Below are 23,634 nucleotides of genomic sequence, written 5' to 3' on the forward strand. Positions count from 1 at the left end.
CCCACCGTCCCGTTTCCAGGACAACCCCTCTAACTTACCCGACCGCAGCCACCAACACAACTCGGCAGCAAGAGTCGGCCAAACCAGAGGGGAGCGCCGGCACACCAACCCGGCGACACCCATCACACAACCACCGAGATGATCGAGGAGAGGGGCGCCGAACCGCGCCGACACGAGAAGATTACCAGGCCCCGAACACCACCAGACCCAGTAAGCGAACAACGTTCCCATCACCCGGCCTGTTCCAGCCGCGCGTGTGACGCGTACGGCGCGCGCGAGGAGCGTCACCTGTGTTGGAACGAGGGCGCCGTCGTTCCTCCTGGGGAAGTTATCCACAGGCTAGAGCGGTGCGCGGTGGCGGGACCACGGCGAACATAGACTTTCCCGGGTGAGCGACATGCCGCCTGTGGCGAAGAAGGTACCGGTCGAGCGCACGCATCACGGCGACACCGTGATCGACGAGTACGCCTGGCTGCTCAACAAGGACGATCCCGACACGATCGCGCACCTGGAGGCGGAGAACGCCTACACGCAGGAGATGACGGGCCACCTCAAGGACCTCCAGGAGACCATCTTCCAGGAGATCAAGGGCCGCACCCTGGAGACCGATCTGTCGGTGCCCACGCGCAAGGGCGGCTGGTGGTACTACTCCCGCACTGAAGAGGGCAAGCAGTACGGGATCCAGTGCCGGGTGGCGGCCGACGGCGACAGCCCGCCCGAGCTGAAGCCCGGCGAGCCTCTCCCCGGGGAGCAGGTCCTCCTCGACGGCAACGAGCTCGCCGGCGACAGTCCGTTCTTCTCCATCGGCACCAGCGCGGTCAGCCCGGACGGCACCAGGCTCGCGTACTCGACGGACTTCCGCGGCGACGAGCGGTTCACACTGCGTTTCAAGGACCTGCGGACGGGCGAGCTGCTCCCCGACGAGGTCACCGACGTCTTCTACGGAGGCGCCTGGTCCGCCGACGGCTCGACGTTCTTCTACACGACCATCGACGACGCCTGGCGGCCGTACCGCGTGTTCCGCCACACGCTCGGCTCGACCGGTGAGGACGTGCTCGTCTACCAGGAGGACGACGAGCGGTTCTGGGTCGGCATCGGGCTGACCCGGAGCCAGCGCTACCTGGTGCTCAGCGCCGGCAGCAAGATCACCAGCGAGGTGCGGGTGCTGGACGCGGACCGGCCCGACGGGGAGTTCACCGTGGTCAGGCCGCGGCGCACCGGCGTGGAGTACGCGGTCGACCATGCGGGGGACCGCTTCCTCGTCCTGCACAACGACGGAGCGGTCAACTTCGAGCTCGCCACCGCGTCCATCGACGACCCGTCGGCCTGGACGCCACTCATCGAGCACCGCGAGGACACCCGGCTGCTCGACGTCGACGCGTTCGAAGGACACATCGTCGTGCACTTCCGGCGCGACGGGCTGACCGGTATCCGCATCCTGCCGGGCGAGGGGCGGGAGCCGTACGAGATCCCGTTCCCGGAGCCGATCTACGACGCGGCGCCGAGCGGGAACCCGGAGTTCGAGACGAGCCGGCTCAGGCTGAGCTACACCTCAATGATCACGCCGCCGTCGGTCTACGACTACGACCTGCCGTCGGGTGAGCTGATCCTGCTGAAGCGGCGGCCCGTGCTCGGGGGTTACGACCCGGGCGACTACGAGCAGTTCCGCGAGTGGGCGACGGCGGAGGACGGCACCCACGTCCCGATCTCGATCGTGGTCAAGAAGGGAACGGGCCGGCCCGCCCCCACTCTTCTCTACGGCTACGGCAGCTACGAGACGTCCATCGACCCCTACTTCTCGGTGGCACGGCTGTCGCTGCTCGACCGCGGGCTCGTGTTCGCGGTGGCGCACGTCCGGGGCGGCGGCGAGATGGGCCGGCGGTGGTACGAGGACGGCAAGCTGACCCGCAAGAAAAACACGTTCAGCGACTTCGTCGCGTGCGCGCGGCACCTCACGTCCGAGGGCTGGTCGAGCAGGATCATCGCGCGTGGCGGCTCGGCCGGGGGGCTGCTGATGGGCGCGGTGGCCAACCTCGCCCCGGAGGACTTCGCGGGAGTCGTGGCAGAGGTCCCGTTCGTGGACGCGCTGAACACGATCCTCGACCCGTCGCTGCCGCTGACGGTGATCGAGTGGGACGAGTGGGGCGACCCGCTGCACGACCCCGACGTCTACGCGTACATGAAGTCCTACTCGCCCTACGAGAACGTCGACGGCCGGCGCTACCCGCCGATCCTGGCCATCACCAGCCTGAACGACACCCGTGTCCTCTTCCATGAGCCGGCGAAGTGGATCGCGCGGCTCCGGGAGGCGGCCGACGGCGGGCCGTTCCTGTTGAAGACCGAGATGGGCGCGGGACACGGCGGCCGGAGCGGCCGTTACGACGCATGGCGTGAGGAGGCGTTCGCGCTCTCCTGGATCCTCGACCGAGTGGGAGTGACCGAGTGAGCTACGCGGCTGCCGAGGGCCGGTACGGGCCCATGCCGTACAACCGGACCGGGCGCAGCGGGCTGAGGCTGCCCGCGGTGTCGTTGGGGCTGTGGCACAACTTCGGGGACGACAAGCCGATCGAGACACAGCGGGCCATCCTCCGCCGGGCCTTCGACCGCGGCGTCACCCACTTCGACCTCGCCAACAACTACGGCCCGCCGTACGGCTCCGCCGAGATCAACTTCGGCCACCTCTTCCAGCAGGACTTCGCCAGGTACCGGGACGAGCTCGTCATCTCGACCAAGGCGGGGTACGACATGTGGCCCGGGCCGTACGGTGACTGGGGATCCAGGAAATACCTGCTGGCCAGCCTCGACCAGTCGCTGAAGCGGATGGGCCTCGACTACGTCGACATCTTCTACAGCCACCGCTTCGACCCCGAGACGCCGCTGGAGGAGACGATGGGCGCGCTCGCCCACGCCGTCCGCTCCGGAAAGGCGCTCTACGCCGGGATCTCGTCCTACTCGCCGGAACGGACCAGGGAGGCCGCCCAGATCCTGCGTGAGATGGGCACGCCGCTGCTGATCCACCAGCCGTCCTACTCGATGCTGAACCGCTGGATCGAGGACGGCCTGCTCGACGTGCTGGAGGAGGCCGGGGTCGGCTGCATCGCCTTCTCTCCACTGGCGCAGGGCATGCTCACCGATCGCTACCTCGGCGGCATTCCGAAGGACTCGCGGGCGGCGCAGGGCAAGTCGCTCGACCCCTCGCTGCTGACGGACGAGGCCCTGCGTCACGTGCGGACGCTCAACGAGATCGCCAAGAAGCGGGGTCAGTCGCTCGCCCAGATGGCGCTCGCGTGGGCCCTGCGTGACAGCCGGGTGACCTCGGTGCTGATCGGCGCGAGCAGCGTGGAGCAGCTCGACGACAGTCTCGACGCCGTCAACCGGCTCGACTTCACCAAGGAGGAGCTCGAGGCCATCGACAAGGACGCCGTCGAGTCCGGCATCAATCTGTGGGCGACCTCCAGCTCCCACTGATCGTCCGCACCCGGCGCTGTTCCGGCCGTACGCGGGTCAGGTCGAGGGCGGGGCTGCGGGGAGGAGTACCCGGAAGGCGGCGCCGCCGCTTGGAGGCGTCGTCAGCTCGACCCGGCCTCCGTGGGCGGTGACGATCGAGTGGACGATCGCGAGGCCGAGACCGGCGCCGCCACCGGCCGAGCGGCTGCGGGAGTCGTCGACGCGGTAGAAGCGGTCGAACACCTTCGCGGCCTCCCCCGGCGGCAGACCGGGCCCTACGTCCTCGATCACCAGGACACCCTGGCCGCCGATTCTGCCGACGCCGATGCGGACGGCGGTGCCCGGCGGGGTGTGGGCGACGGCGTTGCCCACCAGGTTGGCCACCACCTGCCGCAACCGGTCCTCGTCGCCGTGGACCTGCGCCTCCTCGGGAGCGCCTCCATCCGGACCGGTCAGCGTGACCTCCCGGTCGGGGTCGAGGGCGCGCAGGTCGTGGTAGGCGTCGGCGGCCAGTGTCCGCAGGTCCATGGGGGCCAGCTCCATCGGCATGGCCCCCTCCCCCTCGTCGAGGCGGGCCAGCAGCAGCAGGTCCTCCACCAGGCCGGCCAGACGTCCGGCCTCGCTCTCGATCCGGCCGAGGGTCCGGTCGACGTCGGGCAGGCCGCCCATCCGGTGCAGTTCGGCGAAGCCCTTGATCCCGAAGAGGGGCGTGCGCAGCTCGTGGCTCACGTCGGCAACGAACCGCCGCATCCGCGCCTCCGACCGCTCGCGTTCGGCGAAGGCCGTCTCCAACTGGCCGAGCATGCCGTTCAACGACGCCGACAGACGGCCGACCTCCGTACGGGGCGAGGCCAGGGCGGGCACCCGCCGAGACAGGTCGCCCTTCGCGATGGCGGCGGCGGTCTCCTCGATCTCGCGCAGCGGCCGCAGCCCCCGGCGTACGGCGAACCACCCGATGAGGGCGAGCGACGTCAGGAGGAGGGCGCCGGTCGCGGCGCAGACGACGGTGAGCCGGCCCACGGTCGACCTGACCCCGGCCAGCGAGGCGGCCACGACCACGCTTCCGTCGCCTGCCACCTGCCCCAGGGCCGAAGACGGCTGCGCGACCGCACGCCAGGAGCCGTCGCCCGCGCCTCCGGGGACGTCGAACGGCTGGCCTCCCAGGCGGCTGACCGCCGCCGCGTCGAGGCGGGGCAGATCGGGCGGCTGCCGGAGGTTCTGCGGCCAGAGGCCGGCGGCCTGCCGTACGGTGCCGTCCGGTCCCAGGTAGGCGACGTACACCTGGTCGATCAGGTCCATCCCGGGCAGCAGGCGCACGGCCTGCCGGCGTTGCTCGGTGGCCGGGAGGTTCAGCAGGCCGGGAGGCAGGCGCGTCAGCAACGTCGCGATCGGGGTGAGCTGCTGGTCCACCCGATCGATCAGGTGCGCCCGGAGTGTGGCCACCGCGACCGCGCCGCTCACCGCGAGGCCCGCCGTCAGCAGGACCATCGTGGTCAGCAGAAGCCGCCCGCGCAGGGAAAGACCCCGCAGAGATCGCTTGCCGGAAGACCCGCCCCCGGCGGAACCGCGGCCGGGAGGCCCGCCCACCATGGAACCGCCGCCCGGGGACCCGCCGCCCGGGGACCTGCTGCCCGGCGACCCGGCGGCCGGGGACAGGGGCCGCGTACACCGGTCGCCCGGCGAACCGGCGGCCGGGGATGGGTCCGGCGGGGACAGGCGCCTCAGAAAACGGCCCGGATGGCGTTGGGGAGGCGTCATGGGCGTGGCTTGCGCAGGACGTACCCCACACCGTGCATCGTGTGGATCAGCTTGGGCTCGGCGGTGTCGGCCTTCCGCCGGACGTAGCTGACGTAGGTGTCCACGATGCTGGAGTCGCCGGCGAAGTCGTACTGCCAGACGTGGTCGAGGATCTGGGCCTTGGAGACGACCCTCCCGGCATTGAGCATCAGGTAGTGCAGCAGGCGGAACTCGGTGGGCGACAGCCGTACCGGCTGTCCTGCCTTGACCACCTGGTGGCCGTCGGGGTCGAGCTCCAGATCGGCCACCCGCAGCGTGCGGTCGTCCGGGGCGAGGCCCGCGCGCCGGAGGACGGCCTCGATCCGGGCGAGCAGCTCCTCCAGGTCGAACGGCTTGGTCACGTAGTCGTCGCCGCCCAGCCGCAGCCCGTTGATCTTGTCCGCCGTGGCGTCCCTGGCCGTGAGGAACAACACGGGCACCGTCCCCGGCCGCCCGCCCTCCAGCGGCCGGGGAAGCTCACGTAACCGGCGGATGACCTCAAACCCATCCATGTCGGGAAGCATCACGTCGAGGAGGACCAGGGCGGGCGACTCGGCGCGGGCGGCGTCGATGGCCTGCGCTCCCGTGGCCGCGCTCGCCACCGTGTACCCCGCGAAGCGGAGCGTCGCCGACAGCAGCTCGCGGACCACCGGCTCGTCGTCGACCACCAGCAGACGCTGCCTCTCCATGCGGCCTCCTTCACCGGCGCGCTGCGTCGTGTCGAGGATAGGGATCCGCCGTGTAAGGCCGTCGTACGCGCGAAGCCCGGAACCGGCGCACCGCGTCGAGGACGAGGGCCCCCGCGAACCCCGCCGCTCCGCCCTCCAGCGCGCCCAGCCAGGCCGCACGTACGGCGTCGCCGGCGAACCCCAGCTGGACGGTCCGCACGGTGTGACCGGCCACCTCGACGGCCGCCTCGACCGAGACGCCCGAGACCAAAGTGATCACGGGAGCCGCCACCGCCATGACCGCGCCCAGCGCCAGGGCCGTGCGCAACGCCGGCGGCCGGCGCAGCGCCAGGGCCGTGCGCAGCGCGAGCGGCCGGCGCAGCGCCAGGGCCGTGCGCAGCGCGAGCGGCCGGCGCAGCGCTCGCGAACCGGCTACGGACGGCTCCCGGGCGGCCGGTAGGGCCGACAGCACGCCCATCGCCAGGAGGACGACGAGACCGACCGGCCACAGGGCCGGCCCGGGCCGCCCGACCACGGGGGACCAGGGCACGCCCAGGGCCTCCGAAAGCGCCGCGAGCGCCACGTTGGGCCCGCCCAGCACGGCCAGCCCGGCGGCCCGTGGCATGCCCCACCCCGACGAGGCGCCGGCGACCAGCACGACCGCTGTTCCGGCCCCCACCGCCGGCAGGGCCACGCCCGCGCACACCCCGGCGACCGCCCGTACAGCGGGCCGCAGTGGGGAGGGCCGCGCGACAAGCAGGCAGGCGAGCACGAGGCCGGTGACCCGCACGAGGCCCCCCACGAGCGCGGTCCCCGGATCTCCCACCAGGGACAACCGCGCCGGGACCGTCCCCCGACCGGCCGCCGGAAAAGGCCCCGGATCGGCCCCGAACGGCGCCCCACCCGCGAAGCCACCGCCTAACGGCACCCCGCCCGCGAACCCACCGCCGAACGGCATCCCACCAGCCGACCCACCGCCGAACGGCACCCCACCCGTCGACCCACCGCCGAACGGCAGCCCGCCGCGGCCGTCCAGGGTCACGACGCCCCGGGCGAGGGCGGCGGTGAGGGCGAGCAGGCCGAGGCAGGCGACCACCGCCGCGGCGCACCGCACGACGAGCGCGGCCGGCGCGGTCCCGGGCAGCGCCCGAGACCGGCGGAGCAGCCCGTACGCCAGGCAGGCGGCGCCGGCCGACGCCACTCCCAGAGGCGCCGCGACCACGTGACCCTCCAGGTGCACGAGGAGCCCGAGGTCGGCGGACAGGCCGAGGCCGTCGCCGGAGACGGCCGCGGTCACCAGGGCCGCCACCAGGCCGGCCGAGCACGTCCCGAGCGCGAGGAGGCAGGCCGCCGACAGCGCGGCCATCGCGAGCCAGGCGAGCACGGCCGCACCGGCCCCCCGTACGGACTCGGCGAGCAGACGACGCGGCGCGAGAGCGGCCATCAGGCGTCCCGCCTGCGGAAGACCGCGACGGCGGCGAGCAGGAGGGCGAGGACGGTGGCGGCCAGGACGCCGGTCCCCGCGAGCGGGCCGAGCGCCCCGGCGCCGGGATGGACCGCGAACACCTGGGCGCCGGCGGCGCTCGGCCACCACGTCACCACCCAGAGGGCCGCCCCGGGCGGAAGGAGGGACGCCATCCCCGGCAGCAGCAGGAGGAACGTCCCCAGGCAGATCGCGCCCGCCGACCGGCGCAGCAGGAAGCCCAGGGCCACGCCGTACAGGCCGAGCAGGGCGGCGAACAACGCGCTGCCCGCGACCGCGCCCGCCACGCCGGGATCGCCCAGGGCCAGACTCGGGGTGCCCCGGGCGGCCAGCGCGGTCTGGCTCGCGACGAACGACGTGAGGGCGAGGAGTGGCCCGGCGGGCAGCAGGACCAGCGCGACGACGGCGGCCTTGGCGGCGACCAGGAACGCGCGCCGGGGCACGGCCGTCACCCCGGCCCTGATCGTGCCCGTGGCGTACTCGGCGGTCACGGCGAGCACGCCCACGGCGCTCACCAGGACCCCGGCCAGGAGCATGGCCCGGAAGGCGGCGCCGGCCGGGTCGAAGGCCGCCTTCGCCGCCGCGGAGGCGGCCGCGTAATCCCGGGCCGCGGCCGTCCCGAAGAGGAAGCCGTACGTCCCGGCGACGAGGAGGGCCCCGGCCAGCAGGCGGACGGTTGCGCGGAGGGTGCGGAACTTCGTCCACTCCGATCGGAGGAGTCCCAGGGCGGTCATGACGACGCTCCGGCGAACTCGACGGCGTCCCTGGTGAGGTCGAGGTACGCCTCCTCGAGCGAGGACCACTGGGGTGTGAGCTCCTGCAGCGCGATCCCGTGGGCCAGGGCGATCCGGCCGATCTCCACGCTCGGGAGACCCGTCACCGTGAGCGCGTCTGCGCCGCCGGTGCTCACGGACGCCCCGGCTGCCCGGAGCAGGCCCGCGAGCCGGTCGGCCGCCGCGGCCCGGACGAGGACGGACTCGGGCGACCGGGACCGCATGAACTCCCGCAGCCCGGTGTCGGCGATCAGGCGGCCCCGTCCGACGACGATCACATGGTCGGCCGTGAGCGCCATCTCGCTCATCAGGTGGCTGGAGACGAGAACGGTCCGGCCCTCGGCGGCCAGGCCGCGCACGAGCGTCCGGATCCACCGGATGCCCTCGGGGTCGAGGCCGTTGACGGGCTCGTCGAGCAGCAGGACCGGCGGGTCGCCGAGCAGCGCGGCGGCGATGCCGAGACGCTGCTTCATGCCGAGCGAGAACCCGCCCGGACGGCGGCGGGCGACCTCCGTGAGACCGACGAGCGCGAGGACCTCGTCGATCCGCCGGCGTCCGATGTCGTTGCTCTGCGCGAGCCACAGCAGGTGGTCGTACGCCCTGCGGCGCGGGTGCACGGCGTGGGCGTCGAGCAGGGCGCCCACCTCGCGCAGCGGGGCGGAGATGCCAGCGTACGGGCGGCCGGAGATCGTCGCGGTCCCGCTCGTCGGCCGGTCGAGCCCGAGGATCATGCGCATAGTGGTGGTCTTGCCCGAGCCGTTCGGGCCGAGGAAGCCCGTGACGACGCCCGGCCGGACGTCGACGGTGAGGTCGTCCACCGCGGTGACCTCGCCGTACCGCTTGGTGAGCTGTCGCAACCGAATCATGCGGAGAAGGCTGGCCGACGGCTCTGGGCGGCCCTTGAGAGGATCTGTGAGCCCTCTGGGAGAAATCCCGGGCGGCCCGGCCCTCCACCCGCGACGGGCCGCGACTCCCAGGCGAGGGGGCCGCGACTCCCAGAGGATTCAGAGGGCGTTCTGGCGCTGGAGGTAGGTGAAGGAGGCCCAGCCGGGCAGGACGGGCAGCCAGAACGTCATCAACCGGAACAGCAGCACGGCCGAGGTGGCGACCGTCCCGGGCAGGCCGGCGACGGTCAGGCCGACCGACAGGGAGAGCTCGACCGCCCCGAGGCCGCCGGGCGTGGGGGCCGCGGAGCCGATGGCGTTGCCCGCGAGGAACGCCACGGCGACGGCCGAGATGCTGACCTGGCCGCCGAAGGCGTGCACGCACGCGGTGAGGCAGGCGACGAAGGTGATCGTCAGCAGCAGCGTGCCGCCGACGGCCTCCGCGATCTTCCTGGGTGACTGGACCACGTCGAGCAGCCGGGGGATCACGCCCGAGAACATCGCCCGCACCCGGGTGGTCAGCAGCCGCCGCAGCGGCCGTACGGCGAGCACGATCAGGAACACCACGGCGACGCAGAGCAGGACCACGAGCAGACCGCGGGACGGCGTGAGGGACGGCGCCGCCTGGGTCCCGGTCAGGTAGCCGAACAGCAGCAGCAGCACGATGTGCGAGGCGAGGCCGACGACCTGGGAGGCTCCGACGCTGGCGACGGCCGCGCCCGGCGGCACGCCGCGCTTCTGCAGGTAGCGCGTGTTGATCGCGACGCCGCCCACGGCGGCGGGCGCGACCAGCTTCACGAACGACCCGGCGAACTGGGCCAGCACGGTCCGGCCGAGCGGCAGCGGCTCGGGGACGAACCCGCGCAGCATGACCGCGGCGGCGACGTAGCTGAGGGCGGCGGCGACCAGCGCGACGCCGCCCCAGGCCCAGTTGGCGCTGGTCACGACCGAGACCAGGTTGATCCTGGTGAGCTGCGACAGCAGGAGGTAGGCGGCGAGGGCGCTGGCGATGATCGTGACGAGAGTCCGGGGCCGGAACCGTTCGAGCCGCACCTCCTCCACCGCGACCTGCGGCCGGAGCGCGACGATCTGCTCGCGGATGGACGGCAGCAGGTCCTTGTCGCGGCGGACGGCGGCCCGGGTCTCGCGGCTGAGCGCGATCAACTGGAGCAGCGGCAGCGCCCCCGCGAGCGTGTCGGCGCCGAGGACGGCCTCCGCCGAGCTCACCGCGCGGGCGGGCCCGACCCGGGTGCCGAGGTAGGTCAGCAACTGGGCGATGTCGAGCCGCAGCAGCAGGTCGCCGGACGCGATCTCGCCGCTGCGGGCGTCGCCCAGGAACACGCGGTGGTCGGCGTCCACGTGGATGGTCTCACCGGTCAGGTGCCGGTGGGCGAGCCGGTGCGCGTGCAGCAGCCGCACCTGCTCCCACATCTGGCCGAGCAGGCGGTCGTCGATCTCGTCGTCGCGCAGCTCGCCGACCGGGCGGGTCTCGACGTGCTCGTACGCCAGCAGGGCGGCCTCGGTGCCGACCTCGCTCGTGCCCAGCAGCCGCGGGAGCCGCGCCCCGGCCGCCTGGGCGGCGTAGGCCATCAGGGCCTCGCGTTCGAGCTCCGCCCGCAGCGACCGGATGGCCCGGCGGCGGGTCTCGGTGTTGAGCCGGAACCGGCGCCACAGCCGGTAGACGATCCCGGCGACCTGGCGGTCGCGGTCGAGCACGGTCACCGCGAGCCGCCGGTCGTCGGCCAGGCCGACGAGGTAGCGGCGGCTGCCCGAGCTGTCGTCCTCGACCCGCCGCGCGCTGACCGGGACGAACCCGAGCCGCCGCAGCGCGGCCAGCACGGCGCTGCCGGGCGGGCGGGTGTTGGCGCTGCCGATGCCGTACAGGGTGCCGAAGCCCACGGCCAGGCCGACGAGGTACGTCAGGATCACGCCGAGCGCCGTGACCTTGGTGGCCGTGAACAGCGCGAACACGTCGAGCCCGAGCGCCATCCACATCAGGGCCCGCCACTGCGGCCGCCGCGACATCCGTACGGCGGTGGCGTAGGCGATGGCGGGGGTGAGCACGGTGTTGAGGGGCTCGACGTCCCGGCCGCCGGTGAGGAGCTGCTTCAGCTCGGCCGGTCCGGACAGGATCAGCCACTCGTCGATCGCGTACGAGATCAGCAGGGCGAGGATGGCCGCGATCAGGCCCTGCGTCACGCGCATGCCGTCGCGGTGGAAGACCCTCTCGACGGCGAACGCCACGGGGACGACGAGCACGGCGACGCCGCCCAGCAGCCCGGAGGCGGCCGACAGGACCTCGGGGGCCCGGCCGGTGCCGGCCTGGACGTCGGTCTCGAGGCCGTTCAGCGTCCGCTGGAGGGCCAGGGCCAGCAGCACGACGGCGGCCAGGGACAGCAGCGTGAGCAGGAACCGCAGGGCGTCGGAGGGACGGCGGATCCGCTGCGGCAGCAGAGGCTCGACGACGAGGACAGCTCCCTGGCCAGGAGTGTCCAACGTTAGGTCCTGCTCCTTGATGCCTCTCACCACCAGCGATTCTGTGCGATCTTCGCACTCGGTGTCCACAATTACCGCATGCGTATTTCCCTTGCCTCGGACAGTCTGGACGGGATCGCGTCAGCGCTGGTGACCGAGGTGGAACGGCGCGGCCATTCAGTCACACTCTATGGAGCGCTGGCTCCCGGCGGCCGTGCCGACTGGGCATGGTGTTGCTCCGCGGCGGCGAAAGACGTCGCCGCCGGCCGTTCGGACCAGGCGATCGTATGCTGCTGGACCGGGACGGGCGCGTCCATCGCGGCAAACAAGGTGCCGGGGGTGCGGGCGGCGCTGTGCGCCGACGGGCCCACCGCGGCCGGGGCCCGCACCTGGAACGACGCCAACGTGCTGGCCCTCAGCCTGCGCCTCACCTCCGAGCAGGTGCTCGCGGAGATCCTCGACGCCTGGTTCGCCGGTGAGCCGAGCGACGACCCGCGGGACGCTGCCAACATCGCCCACATCGGGGAGATCGGCTGACCGGCCGGTCGGACCCAGGGGTTACCGTCTGAGGCATGGACACGTCCCTGACCGTTCTCGGCGCCTGCCCGCTCGACTGCCCCGACACCTGCTCCTGGGTCGTGACCGTACGGGACGGCGAGGCCGTCTCCCTGCGCGGCAACCGGGAGCACCCCTACACGAGGGGCGCGCTGTGCGTGAAGGTCAACCGCTACCTGGAGCACACCCGGGCGGCCGACCGTCTCCTGTACCCCCTCCGCCGTACGGGGCCGAAGGGGTCGGGCCGGTTCGAGCGCATCACCTGGGACGAGGCGCTGTCGGAGATCGCCGGACGGCTGACCGCGATCGTCGCGGAGCACGGCGGCGAGGCGATCTGGCCCTACCAGGGCACGGGGACGCTCGGCTACGTCCAGGGCGAGACGGGCGAGGCCGGGCGGCGGTTCTGGAACGTCCTCGGAGCGTCCAGGCACGACCTCAACATCTGCTCCCGAGCCGGCAACGACGGCCTCCGGTACGTGTACGGGACGCCCGGCGGCATGGACCCGGAGACGTTCGCGCTGTCGAAGCTGATCCTCCTGTGGGGCACGAACACCCTGACCAGCGGCCACCACCTGTGGAAGTTCGTCCAGGACGCGCGGGCCGCGGGGGCGTACGTCGTGGCCATCGACCCGATCAGGACCCGCACGGCCGACCAGGCCGACGAGCACCTGCCGATCCGCCCGGGCACGGACGCCGCGCTCGCCCTCGGCCTGCTGCACGTCGTGCTGGAGGAGGGCGCGGAGGACCGCGACTACATCGAGCGGCACACGCTCGGGTGGGAGGAGTTCGCGGCCGAGATCGCGAAGTACCCGGTCGAGCGGGTCGCGGAGATCACCGGGCTGCCCGCCGACCGGATCAGGGCCCTCGGCGTACGGCTCGCGCACACCCGGCCGACGGGGATCCGGGCCACGATGGGGATCCAGCGCCACGAGGGCGGCGGCGCGGCCATGCGGGCCATCGCCTGCATCCCCGGCGTCACCGGCGACTGGCGCTACCCGGGCGGCGGGGTCGCCTACTCCACCTCGGCCCACGTGCCGCTGCGCGCCGACACCCGCGAGGACCTGCTCCCCCACCCGGTCAGGACGCTCACCATGACCCGCCTGGCCGACGGCCTCGACGAGTCGGTGAAGTGCCTGTGGGTCTACGCCGCCAACCCTCTCGGCTCGACCTCCGACCAGAACCGGATCAGGGCCGCCCTGTCGAGGGACGACCTGTTCACGGTCGTGATGGAGCAGTTCCCCACCGACACCGTCGACTACGCCGACATCGTGCTGCCGTCGACCATGCAGACCGAGCACCTGGACGTGCACGCGGGCTACGGGCACATGTACCTGATGTGGAACGAGCCCGCGGTCGAGCCGCCGGGCGAGTGCCTGTCCACGACCGAGACGTTCCGCCGCCTCGCCCGGCAGATGGGCCTGACCGAGCCGTCGCTCTACGACACCGACCTGGAGATCGCCGAGCAGCTGCTCGGCCCGGCCGGGATCTCGCTGGAGGAGATCCGCAAGCAGGGCTGGGTCCGGCTCGGCGTCGCCGACCCCTTCGTGCCGTTCACCGAGGGCTTCCCCACGCCGAGCGGGCGGCTGGAGTTCGTCTCCGAGCGGGCAGGAGCGGCCGGCCTGCCCCGCGTCGCCGGGTACACCCCCTCGCTCACCGCGCGTACGGCCCCCGGCGACCGGCCGCATCCGCTCACGCTGGTCACGCCGGCCTCACACACGTTCCTGAACACGACCTTCGCCAACAACCCCGAGCTGCTCAGGCGCTCGAAGGGGCCGCGCGTGCTGGTGAACCCGGCCGACGCCGCCGCGCGCGGCCTGACGGACGGGCAGCCGGTCCGGGTGTTCAACGCGAACGGCGAGTTCACGGCCGACGTCGAGATCAGCGACCGGGTGGCGCCCGGAGTGGTGGCGGCGCCCAAGGGGCACTGGCCCAAGCTCAGCGCCGGCGGCGCCAACCCCAACGCGGTGGTCGACGAGCGCGACGCCGACATGGGCCGGGGCGCGGTCTACCACGACAACTTCGTGGACGTCGCGCCGCTCTAGTGTCGTGGGCTCGCGACGCTAGCCGAGGCGCAGTTTGAAGCCCTCGTGCGAGGCCGTGAAGCCCAGGGAGGAGTAGAAGCGGTGGGCGTCGGCCCGCTCCTTGTCCGAGGTGAGCTGGACCAGGGCGCAGCCGCGCTCGCGCGCCCGCTCGACCGCCCACGTCATCATGGCCCGCCCGATCCCCTGATTGCGGCGCCGCTCGGCGACCCGGACCGCCTCGACCTGGGCGCGCTCCGCGCCGCCGCGCGACAGCCCGGGGATGAACGTGAGCTGCATGGTCCCCACCACCTCGCCGTCCTCCTCGACCACGATCAGCTCGTTGCGGGGGTCGGCGTCGACGGCGGCGAAGGCGGCGTCGTAGTCGGGAGCGGCGGCGTGTCCCCGGGCCGCGGAGATCGGGTCGCCGGTCAGCAGGGCCACGATCGCCGGCACGTCGTCGCGCCGGGCCGGACGGAAGGTGAGGGGCATCCCGAGAGCCTAACCGGGAGGGGTCAGGGGGCGGTCAGGGACTTCCCCGATGCCGGGAGGAGGCGGCGGGAGGCAGCCTGTAACCATGAACGAACTGACCCGAATGGACGAGATGTCCCTGGCCGGGGCGGCCCTGCGCGGCGCGCCCTGGCGGGCCGCGACGATCGCCGGCGGGGCGGTCGCGGCCACCAGCCTCGTCTTGGGCGTCATCCTCCCCGGACCGCCCGACCTGACCTGGGCCCTGTGCTCGGGCATCAGCCTCTTCGCGTGGGTGGCCGCCATCGGCGCGATCGCCCGTCCGCACGACGGCGACCGGGTGACCAGGCAGGCCCGGCTGTGGGCCCTGCGCCACCCCTGGCGCTTCTCCCTCTACCCGGGGCTCGGGGCGGCGGCCCTGATGATCCCCGTCCAGATCGTCGTCGACCGCGAGGGCGTGTTCGGCGCCGTCTGGGACGCCGCGTGGGGCGGCCTGCTGGTCCTGCTGGTGACGGCCGTCATCACGTTCGGGATGAAGGGCCGCGCCCAGGCCTCCTGAGGCCGGGGGACTCGGGGCCGCCGGTCCCGGTCAGCCGCCCGCGGCCTCGCGCTCGGCCCGGCTCCGGCACACGCAGAACTCGTTGCCCTCGGGGTCGAGGAGGGCGAACCAGCCGGGCCCCCCGGGGGTCCGGTGGTCCTCGTGCCCCTTCGCCCCGAGGCCGAGCAGCCGCTCCACCTCCTGATCACCCACCCGTACGCGTCCCGATCTGTGGCATAAAACATGCGTGTGGGTGGTTACTCGTGGGTAGCATTGGTTATAGTTACCGACCAGTACGTTACCCCGGGTCTGGTTCTAGGAGCGCAAACACGATGGGTCACTACAAGAGCAACCTCCGCGACCTGGAGTTCAACCTCTTCGAAGTGTTCGGGCGGCAGAGCGTCCTGGGCACCGGACCGTTCGCCGACGTGGACGTGGACACCGCCCGCAGCGTGCTCGACGAGGTGAACCGGCTGGCGACGGATCCGATCGCGGACTCCTTCGAGGACGCCGACCGGCACCCCCCGGTGTTCGACCCCGCGACCCACAGCGTGACGATGCCGGAGAGCTTCAAGCGGTCGTACCAGGCCTGGGTGGACGCGGAGTGGTGGCGCCTGGAGCTGCAGCCGGAGCTCGGCGGCACGCCCGCCCCCCGCAGCCTCGTGTGGGCCATGGCCGAGATGGTGCTGGGCGCCAACCCCGCCGTGTGGATGTTCGCCTGCGGCCCGGCCTTCGCGCACCTGCTGCACGACGTCGGCACCGAGGACCAGAAGCGGTTCGCCGAGCTCGCCGTCGAGCGGCGCTGGGGCGCGACCATGGTCCTAACCGAGCCCGACGCCGGGTCCGACGTGGGCGCCGGCCGCGCCAAGGCCGTGCAGCAGCCCGACGGCACCTGGCACCTGGAGGGCGTCAAGCGCTTCATCACCAGCGCCGAGCACGACATGGCCGAGAACATCTTCCACCTGGTGCTGGCCCGGCCCAAGGGCCACGGCCCGGGCACCAAGGGCCTGTCGATGTTCCTCGTGCCCAAGTACCTGGTGGACCTCGAGACCGGCGAGCTGGGCGAGCGCAACGGCGTCTACGTCACCAACGTCGAGAAGAAGATGGGCCTCAAGGTCTCCACGACCTGCGAGGTCACCTTCGGCGAGAAGCACCCGGCCGTCGGCTACCTGGTGGGCGGCGTGCACGACGGCATCCGCCAGATGTTCATGGTCATCGAGCACGCCCGGATGATGGTGGGCGCCAAGGCGATCGCCACGCTGTCGACCGGCTACCTCAACGCCCTCGACTTCGCCAAGAGCCGGGTGCAGGGCGCCGACCTCGCCCGGTCGTCCGACAAGACCGCGCCGCGCGTGACCATCACCCACCACCCCGACGTACGGCGCGAGCTGATGCTGCAGAAGTCGTACGCCGAGGCGATGCGGGCGCTGGTCATCTACACCGCGACGATCCAGGACGCGATCCAGATCGCGGACTTCGAGGGCCGCCGCGACCACGACGCCGAGGCGCTCAACGACCTGCTGCTCCCCATCGTCAAGGGCGTCGGCTCCGAGCGGTCGTACGAGCTGCTCGCCCGGTCGCTGCAGACGCTCGGCGGCTCGGGCTTCCTGCAGGACTACCCGATCGAGCAGTACATCCGCGACTCCAAGATCGACTCCCTGTACGAGGGCACGACCGCGATCCAGGGCCTCGACCTGTTCTTCCGGAAGATCCTCAAGAACCAGGGCTGGGCGCTCGGCTCGCTGCTCAACGACATCAACGCGTTCGCCGCCTCCGAGGCCGGCAACGGGCGGCTGAAGGTCGAGCGCGGCCTGCTCGCCGAGGCCGCCGCCGAGGTCAAGGCCATGGCGGACACGATGGCCGGCTGGGCGATCGCCTCGATGGAGACGGCGCAGGAGGTCTACAAGGTGGGCCTCAACACCACCCGGTTCCTGCTGTCGCTCGGCGACCTGGTCCTCGCCTGGCTCCTGCTGCGCCAGGCCGAGGTGGCGCTCAACGCTCTCGCCGGCTCCGAGGCCGACAAGGACTTCTACACCGGCAAGGTGGCCGCCGCCTCGTTCTTCGCGCAGACGGTCCTGCCCCGGCTCGCCGCCGAGCGCCGCGTGCTCGCCGCTACCGGCCAGGACCTCATGGAGGTTCCCGAGGAGGCCTTCTAGCACTTCAGTGCCGGTACCAGAGCGAACAGCGCCTCGAAGACCGCCTTCCCCCGCACAGGCTCGGCCAGGTCGTCAGCGGCCCGGTCACCTGTGAAAGGATCGCAGGGTGCTGCGACTCACCGATTTCATCATCGACTGCCCAGACACGATGAAGCTGGCGGCCTTCTACTCCGAGGTGACGGGCCTTCCGATCAAGGAAGGCAGCCACGAGAACTGGGCCGGTATCAAGTTCGGCGAGATCGAACTGGCGTTCATCCGGGTGGACGACTACCGCGCTCCGCAGTGGCCCGACAGCGAGCACCCCAAGCAGTTCCACCTCGACTTCGAAGTGGACGAGATCGAGGCCGAGCAGCGCCGCGTCCTCGACCTGGGCGCGACGCTGCGACAGGACTTCCTCGGCCCCGACGGCTACGGCTGGCGGGTCTACACCGACCCGATCGGCCACCCCTTCTGCCTGTGCCGCAACAAGGGCGTCACGTGGACCGACCAGGGCCCGATCTGGCCCTAGGCCGGAGTCGCCGCTCTGACCGGCATTCCGGACGTACGGCCGCCGCCCCGCACGGGCGGCGGCCGTTCGCGTTCAGCCGGTCAGCCGATCGGGTCGAGCTGCTCCACCGCGGGGCGGAGCGGCCACAGGTCGCCGCCCGGCGGCGCCTCCAGGAGGGGCACCGCCTTGCGGGCCGCACGGTCGCCGTGGTCGGCCGCCGCGTGGACGATGTCGCTCGCGGCGTACCGGTAGAACTCCAGCTCCGGGTGGAGCCAGGCGGCGGCGCCGGTGGCGGCGGGCAGCAGGTAGTCGATCGACGTCGGCAGGCCGCCGCCCTGAGGCGTCCGGTACGTCCACAGGTTCACGCCTGCGTGCTCGCCGACGGCCGCCAGGCGGGTCAGCGCGACCAGGTTGAACGTGGAGTAGTGCCAGCTGCGCGTCCTGCTGATCTCGTTCGGCTGACCGCCGTCGGCCGCGAGCTGGACGTCCAGCCGTTTGGCCTCGGCGTCCTCCACGATCTGCCGGGCGAGGTCGCGCTGCCCGGTGGCGAGGGCGAGCGCGGCGTTCTGCATGTCGTAGAACGACCCGTGGTTGTTGGCGGCCGCGGCCTCCTCGATCCCGTTCGGGCTGGTCCGGAGCCAGGTGAGGAAGTCGGCGTACCAGCTTTGCATCGCGTCGTGGTCGGCCCTGGTCCAGGTGGGCGCCCCCAGGTCGAGGATGGCCGTCGCGTCCAGGATGTCGGTGAACTGCTGGGAGAAGTCGATGATCCCGATGCCCCGGCCGTCCACCTTGCAGGGGATGAACTGGGTGTAGGTCAGGCGCGGGTTCATCCGGGTGGCCGGGTCGACGAACCAGGTCCGCAGGTCGAGCGCGGCCCGCTCGGCGTACGCCGCCCTGCCGGTGTAGTACCAGGCGAGGGTGAGCGTGTAGACGGCCGTGAACATCTCGCCGCGCTCGGCGTGGTCGGTGATCTCGTCGATCGCGGGGTTGCGGACGCCGTCCTTCTGCACGTACGGGCAGCCCCACGGGTTGTCTGCAGTTTTCGGCCGGCTGGGCCACCAGTACGGCGCCTCGCTGAGGTAGTCGTGCCTGTCCCCGCTGGGCGCGACCTGGGGCTTGTCCGTGACGGACCAGGGGCCCTCGGTCAGCCAGGCGTCGGCCTGGCCGGTCAGCGCGTCCAGGGCCCGGCGCAGTGCCGGCACGTGGTGAACCTGGTCGCGTGTGCGGGCCAGCCGGGAGCCGTCGAGGACGACGGTCTTCGGCGTGGCCGGCTTCTTCCCGGCGATAGCGCTCCCGTGAGCGCTATCGGCATGGGCGGCGCCCGGGAGGAGGGCCAGGGTGGCCGCCGTCACGACGGCGGCCACCGGGACGATGAGACGGTGGAGGGGCACGGGGACTCCGTTCTCAGGCGGCGCCGGCGGGCAGCGGCCGGGCCGCGCTGTCCTCGTCCGTGTTGATGGTGGAGATGAGCTCCTCGCGGTCCGGCGTGTTCTCCGGCCGCAGGAACCCGATGAGCGTGAACAGCACCAGCGAGGTCGCGACGGGGGCCGCGGTCGCCACGGCCGTCGAGACCCCGCTGATCCCGTAGTTGGTCAGCCAGAAGACGAACAGACCGGCGGCCCAGGAGGTCAGGGCGGCCGTCGGGCCGGACCGGCGGAACGCCGGGAGCATGCCGAGCAGCAGCGGGATCGAGATCGGGCCGATGAGGCCCGCCACCCACTTGATCACGACGGTGATGATGTCCTTCAGGGCCGGGCTGTTGACCTGGGTGGCGACGCTCATCGACAGGGCGATGAACGCGACCGTGGTGACGCGGGCCGCGACCAGGCTCGCCCGGGTGTCCCAGGCCCGTGCCCTGCTCGACAGCACCGGGATCACGTCCCGGGTGAAGACCGAGGCGATCGCGTTGGCGTCGGAGGAGGCCATCGCCATGGTGTGCGAGAAGAACCCCGCCACCACCAGCCCGAGCAGGCCGTGCGGGATGAGCTGCGTGGTCAGCAGGGCGTAGGAGTCGCTCGCGTCGGGCTTGACCGCGTGGACGAGCAGCGGCGCCGCCCACATGGGGAAGAACAGCAGCAGCGGCCAGACGGCCCACAGCGCCGCCGACAGCCGGGCGCCGCGGGCGGCCTGCGCGGGCGTCGGGGCCGCCATGTAGCGCTGGGCCTGGTTCCACATGCCGCCGTTGTACTCGAACGTCTTGATGAACAGGAACGCGAGCAGGAACGTCAGCGTGTACGGGCCGTTGAGCGGGTGGGCGTGCTCGGGCGGGAGCCGGTCCCACAGCCCGCCGATGGCGCCGATCCCGCCCAGCTTGCCGAGGACGGCCACGAGCATGACGACGCCGGCCAGCAACTGGATGACGAACTGGCCGAAGTCGGTCAGCGCGTCGGCCCACAGGCCGCCCACGGTGCAGTAGACGGCGGTGACGACGCCCGTCAGCAGGATGCCCTGGTTGAGGGACAGGCCCGTGAAGGTCGACAGCAGCGTGGCGATGGCCGCCCACTTGGCGCCGACGTCCACGATCTTGAGCAGGCCGCCCGACCAGGCGAGGGCCTGCTGGGTCGGCACGTTGTACCGCCGGGCCAGGAACTCCAGTGGCGAGCTCACCCTGAGCTTCGCGCGGATCCGGTTCAGCCGGGGGGCGAACAGCACCGAGCCGATGGCGATGCCCACCGCGATCGGGAACGCCCAGGTGAAGTAGGAGGTCGCGCCGTACAGGTAGGCGAGGCCCGCGTACCCCGTGAACATGACCGCGCTGTAGCCGGACATGTGATGCGAGATCCCGGCCAGCCACCACGGCATCCGCCCGCCGGCGGTGAAGAAGTCGCTGATGTTGCCGATGCGGCTGTGGGAGTAGACGCCTATCGCCACCATGACGACGAAGTAGGCGCCCAGGACGAGCCAGTCCAGTGCGGTCATGCCTGTCAGACCTCCGGGTGAACGCTCGGCACCCGGACCGCGAACCGCCTGGCCCCGTTACCTTGCGCCCGCCTCCCGGCCGCCGTCAATGGCGGGCTCGCAGGTCACGGACCCGTACGGCGCAGGCCGCGGGAGTGTGGCGCAGGTCACGGCCTGTTCAGGTATATGAACCGTCTTCGCGTATCTGAATCGTTATCTGACACGCCCTTGATCTCGCACATGACGAGAGGTGAAAGTGTGCGGCGAGTGAGATATCGACATCGGTACACCACGGACCCGCCACCGCCTGGCATCGGTGACCGTCCCTCGGGAGGCCCATGGAGAATCGTCCGCCGGCCGGCGGACCGGCGTCAGGACGCGACGAGGTCAGATCTCGTACTGCACGGCCGCGCGGGACGCGAGGATCGGCACGATCGACTCCTCGATGATCGCCCGGTGGACCGGGTGGTCGCGGTAGACGACGTAGTCCTCCCGGGAGTCGAAGTCGGCGACCACGGCGAAGGAGAAGTTGCCCTGGTTGATGCCGGCGTCGGCGCCCAGCTCGTAGCGGCGCAGCTCGGGGATGGCCGCGGGCAGCCCGCTCAACCGCTCGGCCACCTCGGCCTTCTGCTCCTCCGTGGCGTCCTCGACCCAGTTGAGCAGCACGACGTGCCGGAACATGGCCCTCCCCCTCGCGACGTACGAACGCCCCATCATCCCACGTGGCGAGAACGGCGCGGTCAGGACAGGTGCCACTCGACGCAGGCGTGGCGGCGGCGGTCCGCGAGCCACTCGGCGAAGGCGGCCGTCCCCGCCGCCCGCAGCGTCGGAGTGTCGTCCCGGCACGCCGTCCGCTCCAGGACGAGACCGGTGAGGTAGCCGCCCGCGTGCGCGAGCGGCCCGACGAGGGACCCGCGCGGGGCGTCGCGCAGCGGCGCCGGCACGTCGGCCGCCCAGCGCTCGCCGAGCGTGACCGTGGCCTCCCCGCAGCCGAGCAGGCCGCCGAGGCCGCGCAGCAGCTCGCCGTTCACCGGCTGGGGCCCGCTCGCCCACAGCGCACGGACGCGGTCGAAGTCGGCCCGGTGCGCCTCCAGGTACGCGGCGGCGAGCTCCGCCTCCTTCCGCCGCCGGAAGCGCCGCCGCCGGGCGGCCCCGGCGACGAACGCCTCGTACTGCTCGCCGGTCATCGACGTCTCCGCCAGCCAGGCCAGGGTGGAGGAGCGGTCGCGCAGGCCGCGGGCGCGCCGGAACTCCTCGGTCGCGGCCCGCAGGTCGGCCTCGGCCAGGGGCTCGTCGTCGTCCAGGACCTCGTTCAGCAGCAGGCACTGCTCGACGATCTCGTCGTGGACCGTGCGGCCCTCGCGCGACCACTGCCGCAGCAGCGTCACCGCCTCGGGCAGCCGCAGCCGCACCCGGTCCACCGTGACCACGGTGAGCGCGCGGAGCGCGGCCTCGGGCGCCTCGGGGACGCGGCCCGCCCGGTCGTCCTGGATGTCGTACACGGGACAACGGTAGGAACCCGTGGTTGTCGGCCACTGGTTCCGATCTTGCAGGCCACTTGCGCGGGCCGGTCCCCTGGGGGGCGTCAGCTCCAGGCGAGCATCCGCAGCGGGTCCTCCAGCATGGACCCGACGTCCCGCAGGACGCGGGAGCCGAGCTCGCCGTCGATCACCCGGTGGTCGAACGACAGCGCCAGCGTGGTGACCTTGCGGACCGCGATCTGCCCGTCGACCACCCAGGGCATGTCCCTGATCTGGCCGAACGCGAGGATGGCCACCTCGCCGGGGTTGAGGATCGGAGTGCCCGCGTCGACGCCGAAGACGCCCACGTTGGTGATCGTGATCGTGCCGCCGGTCAGCTCCGCCGGCTGGCACCGCCCCGCCCGCGCGCGCTCGGTCAGCTCGGCCAGCGCCCGGGCCAGCTCGGGCAGCGACATGGCGTCGGCGTCCTTGACGTTCGGCACGATCAGCCCGCGCTCGGTGGCCGCCGCGACGCCGAGGTTCACGTAGTGCTTGACCACGATCTCCTCGTCGGTCCAGGTCGCGTTGGCCATGGGGTGCCGCCGTACGGCGGTCAGCAGCGCCTTGGCCACCAGCAGCAGCGGCGAGACCCTGACCTCGGCGAACTCGGGAAGCTGGCGCAGCCGGCGGACCGCCTCCATCGTCTCCGTCACGTCGATCTGGAGGAACTCCGTGACGTGCGGGGCGGTGAACGCGCTGGCCACCATCGCCTGGGCGGTGGCCTTCCTGACCCCCCGCACGGGGATGCGCTCCTCGCGCACGGCTCCCGCCGCCCGGGAGGGCGCCGCCGCGGGGACGGCGGCGGCTCCGACGGCCGCCTCGACGTCCGCGCGCGTGATCGAACCCTGCGGGCCGGTGCCGGTGAGGGCGGCCAGGTCCACGCCGAGGTCCTTGGCGAGCTTCCGCACGGGCGGCTTGGCCAGCACCCCGATCGTCCGCGTCGCCGGGGCCCGCGTCACGGAGGCCGCGGCCGTGCCGGGGGCGCCGGCCGGAACGGCGCTCGGCCCGCCGTTCGCCACGGCGGCCGGCGCAGCGGTGGGTGCGACGGCCGGGGCGGCGGGCGAGACCGGGGCCGGAGCGTCCGCGGAGTCCTTCCGGGGACGACGTTTCGTGCTGGACGCCTTGACGCCGTACCCCACCAGGACGGGCTGCCGCTTCTCCTGCTCCGGCGCCTGACCGGAGGGCGGCGGGGGCACCAGGTCCTCCGCCAGGCCGCCGGTGACCGGGACGTCCTCGTCCTCGCCGGTCTTGACCGCGATGATGGGCGACCCGACGTCCACCGTCTGGCCCTCGGCGGCCATCAGGGACGAGACGGTCCCCTCGAACGGGCACGGCAGCTCGACGACCGCCTTGGCCGTCTCGATCTCCACGATCGTCTGGTTGACCTTGACCGAGTCGCCGATGGCGACGTGCCACTTGACGATCTCGGCCTCGGTCAGGCCCTCGCCCACGTCGGGGAGCCTGAACTCACGCAGCATGAGGAAACCC

Annotated in this window: 20 protein-coding genes; 7 read left to right on the forward strand and 13 right to left on the reverse strand. The window is 72.4% G+C overall.

Annotated elements, in window-relative coordinates:
- Positions 1 to 397: 397 nt before the first annotated feature.
- Positions 398 to 2,446, forward strand: a complete 2,049-nt coding sequence (locus tag MPTA5024_RS12435; RefSeq protein ID WP_036324050.1) for a S9 family peptidase — start codon at positions 398 to 400, stop codon at positions 2,444 to 2,446.
- A complete protein-coding gene (gene mgrA, locus MPTA5024_RS12440; RefSeq protein WP_036324053.1) occupies positions 2,443 to 3,468 on the forward strand; it encodes an L-glyceraldehyde 3-phosphate reductase in 1,026 nt (341 codons plus the stop codon). The genes MPTA5024_RS12435 and mgrA overlap by 4 nt, the downstream gene beginning before the upstream one ends.
- A 36-nt stretch (positions 3,469 to 3,504) precedes the next feature.
- Here the strand turns inward: mgrA and MPTA5024_RS12445 are convergent, their stop codons facing one another.
- The 6 genes from MPTA5024_RS12445 to MPTA5024_RS12470 form a co-directional block, all read right to left on the reverse strand.
- Positions 3,505 to 4,935: a sensor histidine kinase gene (locus tag MPTA5024_RS12445; protein ID WP_157099442.1), complete on the reverse strand. Its 1,431-nt coding sequence runs from the start codon at positions 4,933 to 4,935 to the stop codon at positions 3,505 to 3,507.
- A 266-nt stretch (positions 4,936 to 5,201) separates the two neighbouring features.
- Entirely contained in the window at positions 5,202 to 5,912 is a 711-nt protein-coding gene (locus tag MPTA5024_RS12450) for a response regulator transcription factor (RefSeq protein ID WP_036324055.1), read from the reverse strand.
- A 10-nt stretch (positions 5,913 to 5,922) separates the two neighbouring features.
- Positions 5,923 to 7,335, reverse strand: coding sequence for a streptophobe family protein (locus MPTA5024_RS40815; protein WP_036324056.1), 1,413 nt, complete (start codon positions 7,333 to 7,335; stop codon positions 5,923 to 5,925).
- Positions 7,335 to 8,108, reverse strand: coding sequence for an ABC transporter permease (locus tag MPTA5024_RS12460; RefSeq protein WP_051458103.1), 774 nt, complete (start codon positions 8,106 to 8,108; stop codon positions 7,335 to 7,337). Before MPTA5024_RS12460 ends, MPTA5024_RS40815 begins: the two co-directional genes overlap by 1 nt.
- On the reverse strand, positions 8,105 to 9,013 hold the full coding sequence (locus MPTA5024_RS12465) for an ABC transporter ATP-binding protein (RefSeq protein WP_036324057.1): 909 nt from the start codon (positions 9,011 to 9,013) through the stop codon (positions 8,105 to 8,107). The genes MPTA5024_RS12460 and MPTA5024_RS12465 overlap by 4 nt, the downstream gene beginning before the upstream one ends.
- 138 nt (positions 9,014 to 9,151) lie before the next feature.
- Positions 9,152 to 11,557, reverse strand: a complete 2,406-nt coding sequence (locus MPTA5024_RS12470) for a lysylphosphatidylglycerol synthase transmembrane domain-containing protein (RefSeq protein ID WP_232326444.1) — start codon at positions 11,555 to 11,557, stop codon at positions 9,152 to 9,154.
- 48 nt (positions 11,558 to 11,605) lie between these two features.
- Between MPTA5024_RS12470 and MPTA5024_RS12475 the strand changes: the two genes are divergently transcribed.
- On the forward strand, positions 11,606 to 12,043 hold the full coding sequence (locus tag MPTA5024_RS12475; protein WP_036324060.1) for an RpiB/LacA/LacB family sugar-phosphate isomerase: 438 nt from the start codon (positions 11,606 to 11,608) through the stop codon (positions 12,041 to 12,043).
- Between the two features lie 35 nt (positions 12,044 to 12,078).
- Entirely contained in the window at positions 12,079 to 14,103 is a 2,025-nt protein-coding gene (locus tag MPTA5024_RS12480; protein ID WP_036324062.1) for a molybdopterin-containing oxidoreductase family protein, read from the forward strand.
- An 18-nt stretch (positions 14,104 to 14,121) separates the two neighbouring features.
- Here MPTA5024_RS12480 and MPTA5024_RS12485 read toward each other — a convergent pair whose 3' ends face one another.
- Positions 14,122 to 14,571, reverse strand: coding sequence for a GNAT family N-acetyltransferase (locus MPTA5024_RS12485; RefSeq protein ID WP_036324063.1), 450 nt, complete (start codon positions 14,569 to 14,571; stop codon positions 14,122 to 14,124).
- 85 nt (positions 14,572 to 14,656) lie between these two features.
- Here MPTA5024_RS12485 and MPTA5024_RS12490 point away from each other — a divergent pair, with 85 nt between their 5' ends.
- Positions 14,657 to 15,106 carry a hypothetical protein gene (locus MPTA5024_RS12490; protein WP_036324064.1) on the forward strand — a complete coding sequence of 150 codons (450 nt, stop codon included), beginning with the start codon at positions 14,657 to 14,659 and terminating at the stop codon, positions 15,104 to 15,106.
- Positions 15,107 to 15,136: 30 nt separating this feature from the next.
- On the opposite strand, the gene MPTA5024_RS44510 is transcribed toward MPTA5024_RS12490, so the two are convergent.
- A complete protein-coding gene (locus MPTA5024_RS44510; protein ID WP_442922046.1) occupies positions 15,137 to 15,298 on the reverse strand; it encodes a VOC family protein in 162 nt (53 codons plus the stop codon).
- Positions 15,299 to 15,417: 119 nt separating this feature from the next.
- Between MPTA5024_RS44510 and MPTA5024_RS12495 the strand changes: the two genes are divergently transcribed.
- Positions 15,418 to 17,241, forward strand: coding sequence for an acyl-CoA dehydrogenase (locus tag MPTA5024_RS12495; protein WP_036324065.1), 1,824 nt, complete (start codon positions 15,418 to 15,420; stop codon positions 17,239 to 17,241).
- Between the two features lie 106 nt (positions 17,242 to 17,347).
- Complete coding sequence (locus MPTA5024_RS12500) at positions 17,348 to 17,749, forward strand: VOC family protein (protein WP_036324067.1); 402 nt, start codon at positions 17,348 to 17,350, stop codon at positions 17,747 to 17,749.
- An 80-nt stretch (positions 17,750 to 17,829) separates the two neighbouring features.
- Here MPTA5024_RS12500 and MPTA5024_RS12505 read toward each other — a convergent pair whose 3' ends face one another.
- The 5 genes from MPTA5024_RS12505 to MPTA5024_RS12525 all read right to left on the reverse strand — a co-directional run bounded on the left by MPTA5024_RS12505 (position 17,830) and on the right by MPTA5024_RS12525 (position 23,624).
- Positions 17,830 to 19,119: an alginate lyase family protein gene (locus MPTA5024_RS12505; protein ID WP_051458104.1), complete on the reverse strand. Its 1,290-nt coding sequence runs from the start codon at positions 19,117 to 19,119 to the stop codon at positions 17,830 to 17,832.
- A 13-nt stretch (positions 19,120 to 19,132) separates the two neighbouring features.
- The gene (locus tag MPTA5024_RS12510; protein WP_036324073.1) at positions 19,133 to 20,647 is read right to left on the reverse strand and encodes a sodium:solute symporter family protein; all 1,515 of its coding nucleotides are present in this window, start codon (positions 20,645 to 20,647) and stop codon (positions 19,133 to 19,135) included.
- A gap of 366 nt (positions 20,648 to 21,013) precedes the next feature.
- Positions 21,014 to 21,307 carry a Dabb family protein gene (locus tag MPTA5024_RS12515; protein ID WP_036324074.1) on the reverse strand — a complete coding sequence of 98 codons (294 nt, stop codon included), beginning with the start codon at positions 21,305 to 21,307 and terminating at the stop codon, positions 21,014 to 21,016.
- A 59-nt stretch (positions 21,308 to 21,366) separates the two neighbouring features.
- Complete coding sequence (locus MPTA5024_RS12520; RefSeq protein ID WP_036324079.1) at positions 21,367 to 22,128, reverse strand: hypothetical protein; 762 nt, start codon at positions 22,126 to 22,128, stop codon at positions 21,367 to 21,369.
- 83 nt (positions 22,129 to 22,211) lie between these two features.
- Positions 22,212 to 23,624, reverse strand: coding sequence for a dihydrolipoamide acetyltransferase family protein (locus MPTA5024_RS12525; protein WP_036324084.1), 1,413 nt, complete (start codon positions 23,622 to 23,624; stop codon positions 22,212 to 22,214).
- Between the last annotated feature and the right edge of the window lie 10 nt (positions 23,625 to 23,634).

This window comes from Microbispora sp. ATCC PTA-5024, from assembly GCF_000511135.2.
Lineage (GTDB): Bacteria > Actinomycetota > Actinomycetes > Streptosporangiales > Streptosporangiaceae > Microbispora > Microbispora corallina.

What these genes read in the sequence shown, in the direction of transcription:
- MPTA5024_RS12465 (WP_036324057.1), bottom strand. Translation starts at nt 9,013, where the DNA reads ATGATTCGGTTGCGACAGCTCACCAAGCGGTACGGCGAGGTCACCGCG.
- MPTA5024_RS12495 (WP_036324065.1), top strand. Translation starts at nt 15,418, where the DNA reads ATGGGTCACTACAAGAGCAACCTCCGCGACCTGGAGTTCAACCTCTTC.
- MPTA5024_RS12445 (WP_157099442.1), bottom strand. Translation starts at nt 4,935, where the DNA reads ATGGTCCTGCTGACGGCGGGCCTCGCGGTGAGCGGCGCGGTCGCGGTG.
- MPTA5024_RS12475 (WP_036324060.1), top strand. Translation starts at nt 11,606, where the DNA reads ATGCGTATTTCCCTTGCCTCGGACAGTCTGGACGGGATCGCGTCAGCG.
- MPTA5024_RS12460 (WP_051458103.1), bottom strand. Translation starts at nt 8,108, where the DNA reads ATGACCGCCCTGGGACTCCTCCGATCGGAGTGGACGAAGTTCCGCACC.
- MPTA5024_RS12435 (WP_036324050.1), top strand. Translation starts at nt 398, where the DNA reads ATGCCGCCTGTGGCGAAGAAGGTACCGGTCGAGCGCACGCATCACGGC.
- MPTA5024_RS12480 (WP_036324062.1), top strand. Translation starts at nt 12,079, where the DNA reads ATGGACACGTCCCTGACCGTTCTCGGCGCCTGCCCGCTCGACTGCCCC.
- MPTA5024_RS12450 (WP_036324055.1), bottom strand. Translation starts at nt 5,912, where the DNA reads ATGGAGAGGCAGCGTCTGCTGGTGGTCGACGACGAGCCGGTGGTCCGC.
- MPTA5024_RS12515 (WP_036324074.1), bottom strand. Translation starts at nt 21,307, where the DNA reads ATGTTCCGGCACGTCGTGCTGCTCAACTGGGTCGAGGACGCCACGGAG.
- MPTA5024_RS12510 (WP_036324073.1), bottom strand. Translation starts at nt 20,647, where the DNA reads ATGACCGCACTGGACTGGCTCGTCCTGGGCGCCTACTTCGTCGTCATG.
- MPTA5024_RS12525 (WP_036324084.1), bottom strand. Translation starts at nt 23,624, where the DNA reads ATGCTGCGTGAGTTCAGGCTCCCCGACGTGGGCGAGGGCCTGACCGAG.
- MPTA5024_RS12485 (WP_036324063.1), bottom strand. Translation starts at nt 14,571, where the DNA reads ATGCCCCTCACCTTCCGTCCGGCCCGGCGCGACGACGTGCCGGCGATC.
- MPTA5024_RS40815 (WP_036324056.1), bottom strand. Translation starts at nt 7,335, where the DNA reads ATGGCCGCTCTCGCGCCGCGTCGTCTGCTCGCCGAGTCCGTACGGGGG.
- MPTA5024_RS12490 (WP_036324064.1), top strand. Translation starts at nt 14,657, where the DNA reads ATGAACGAACTGACCCGAATGGACGAGATGTCCCTGGCCGGGGCGGCC.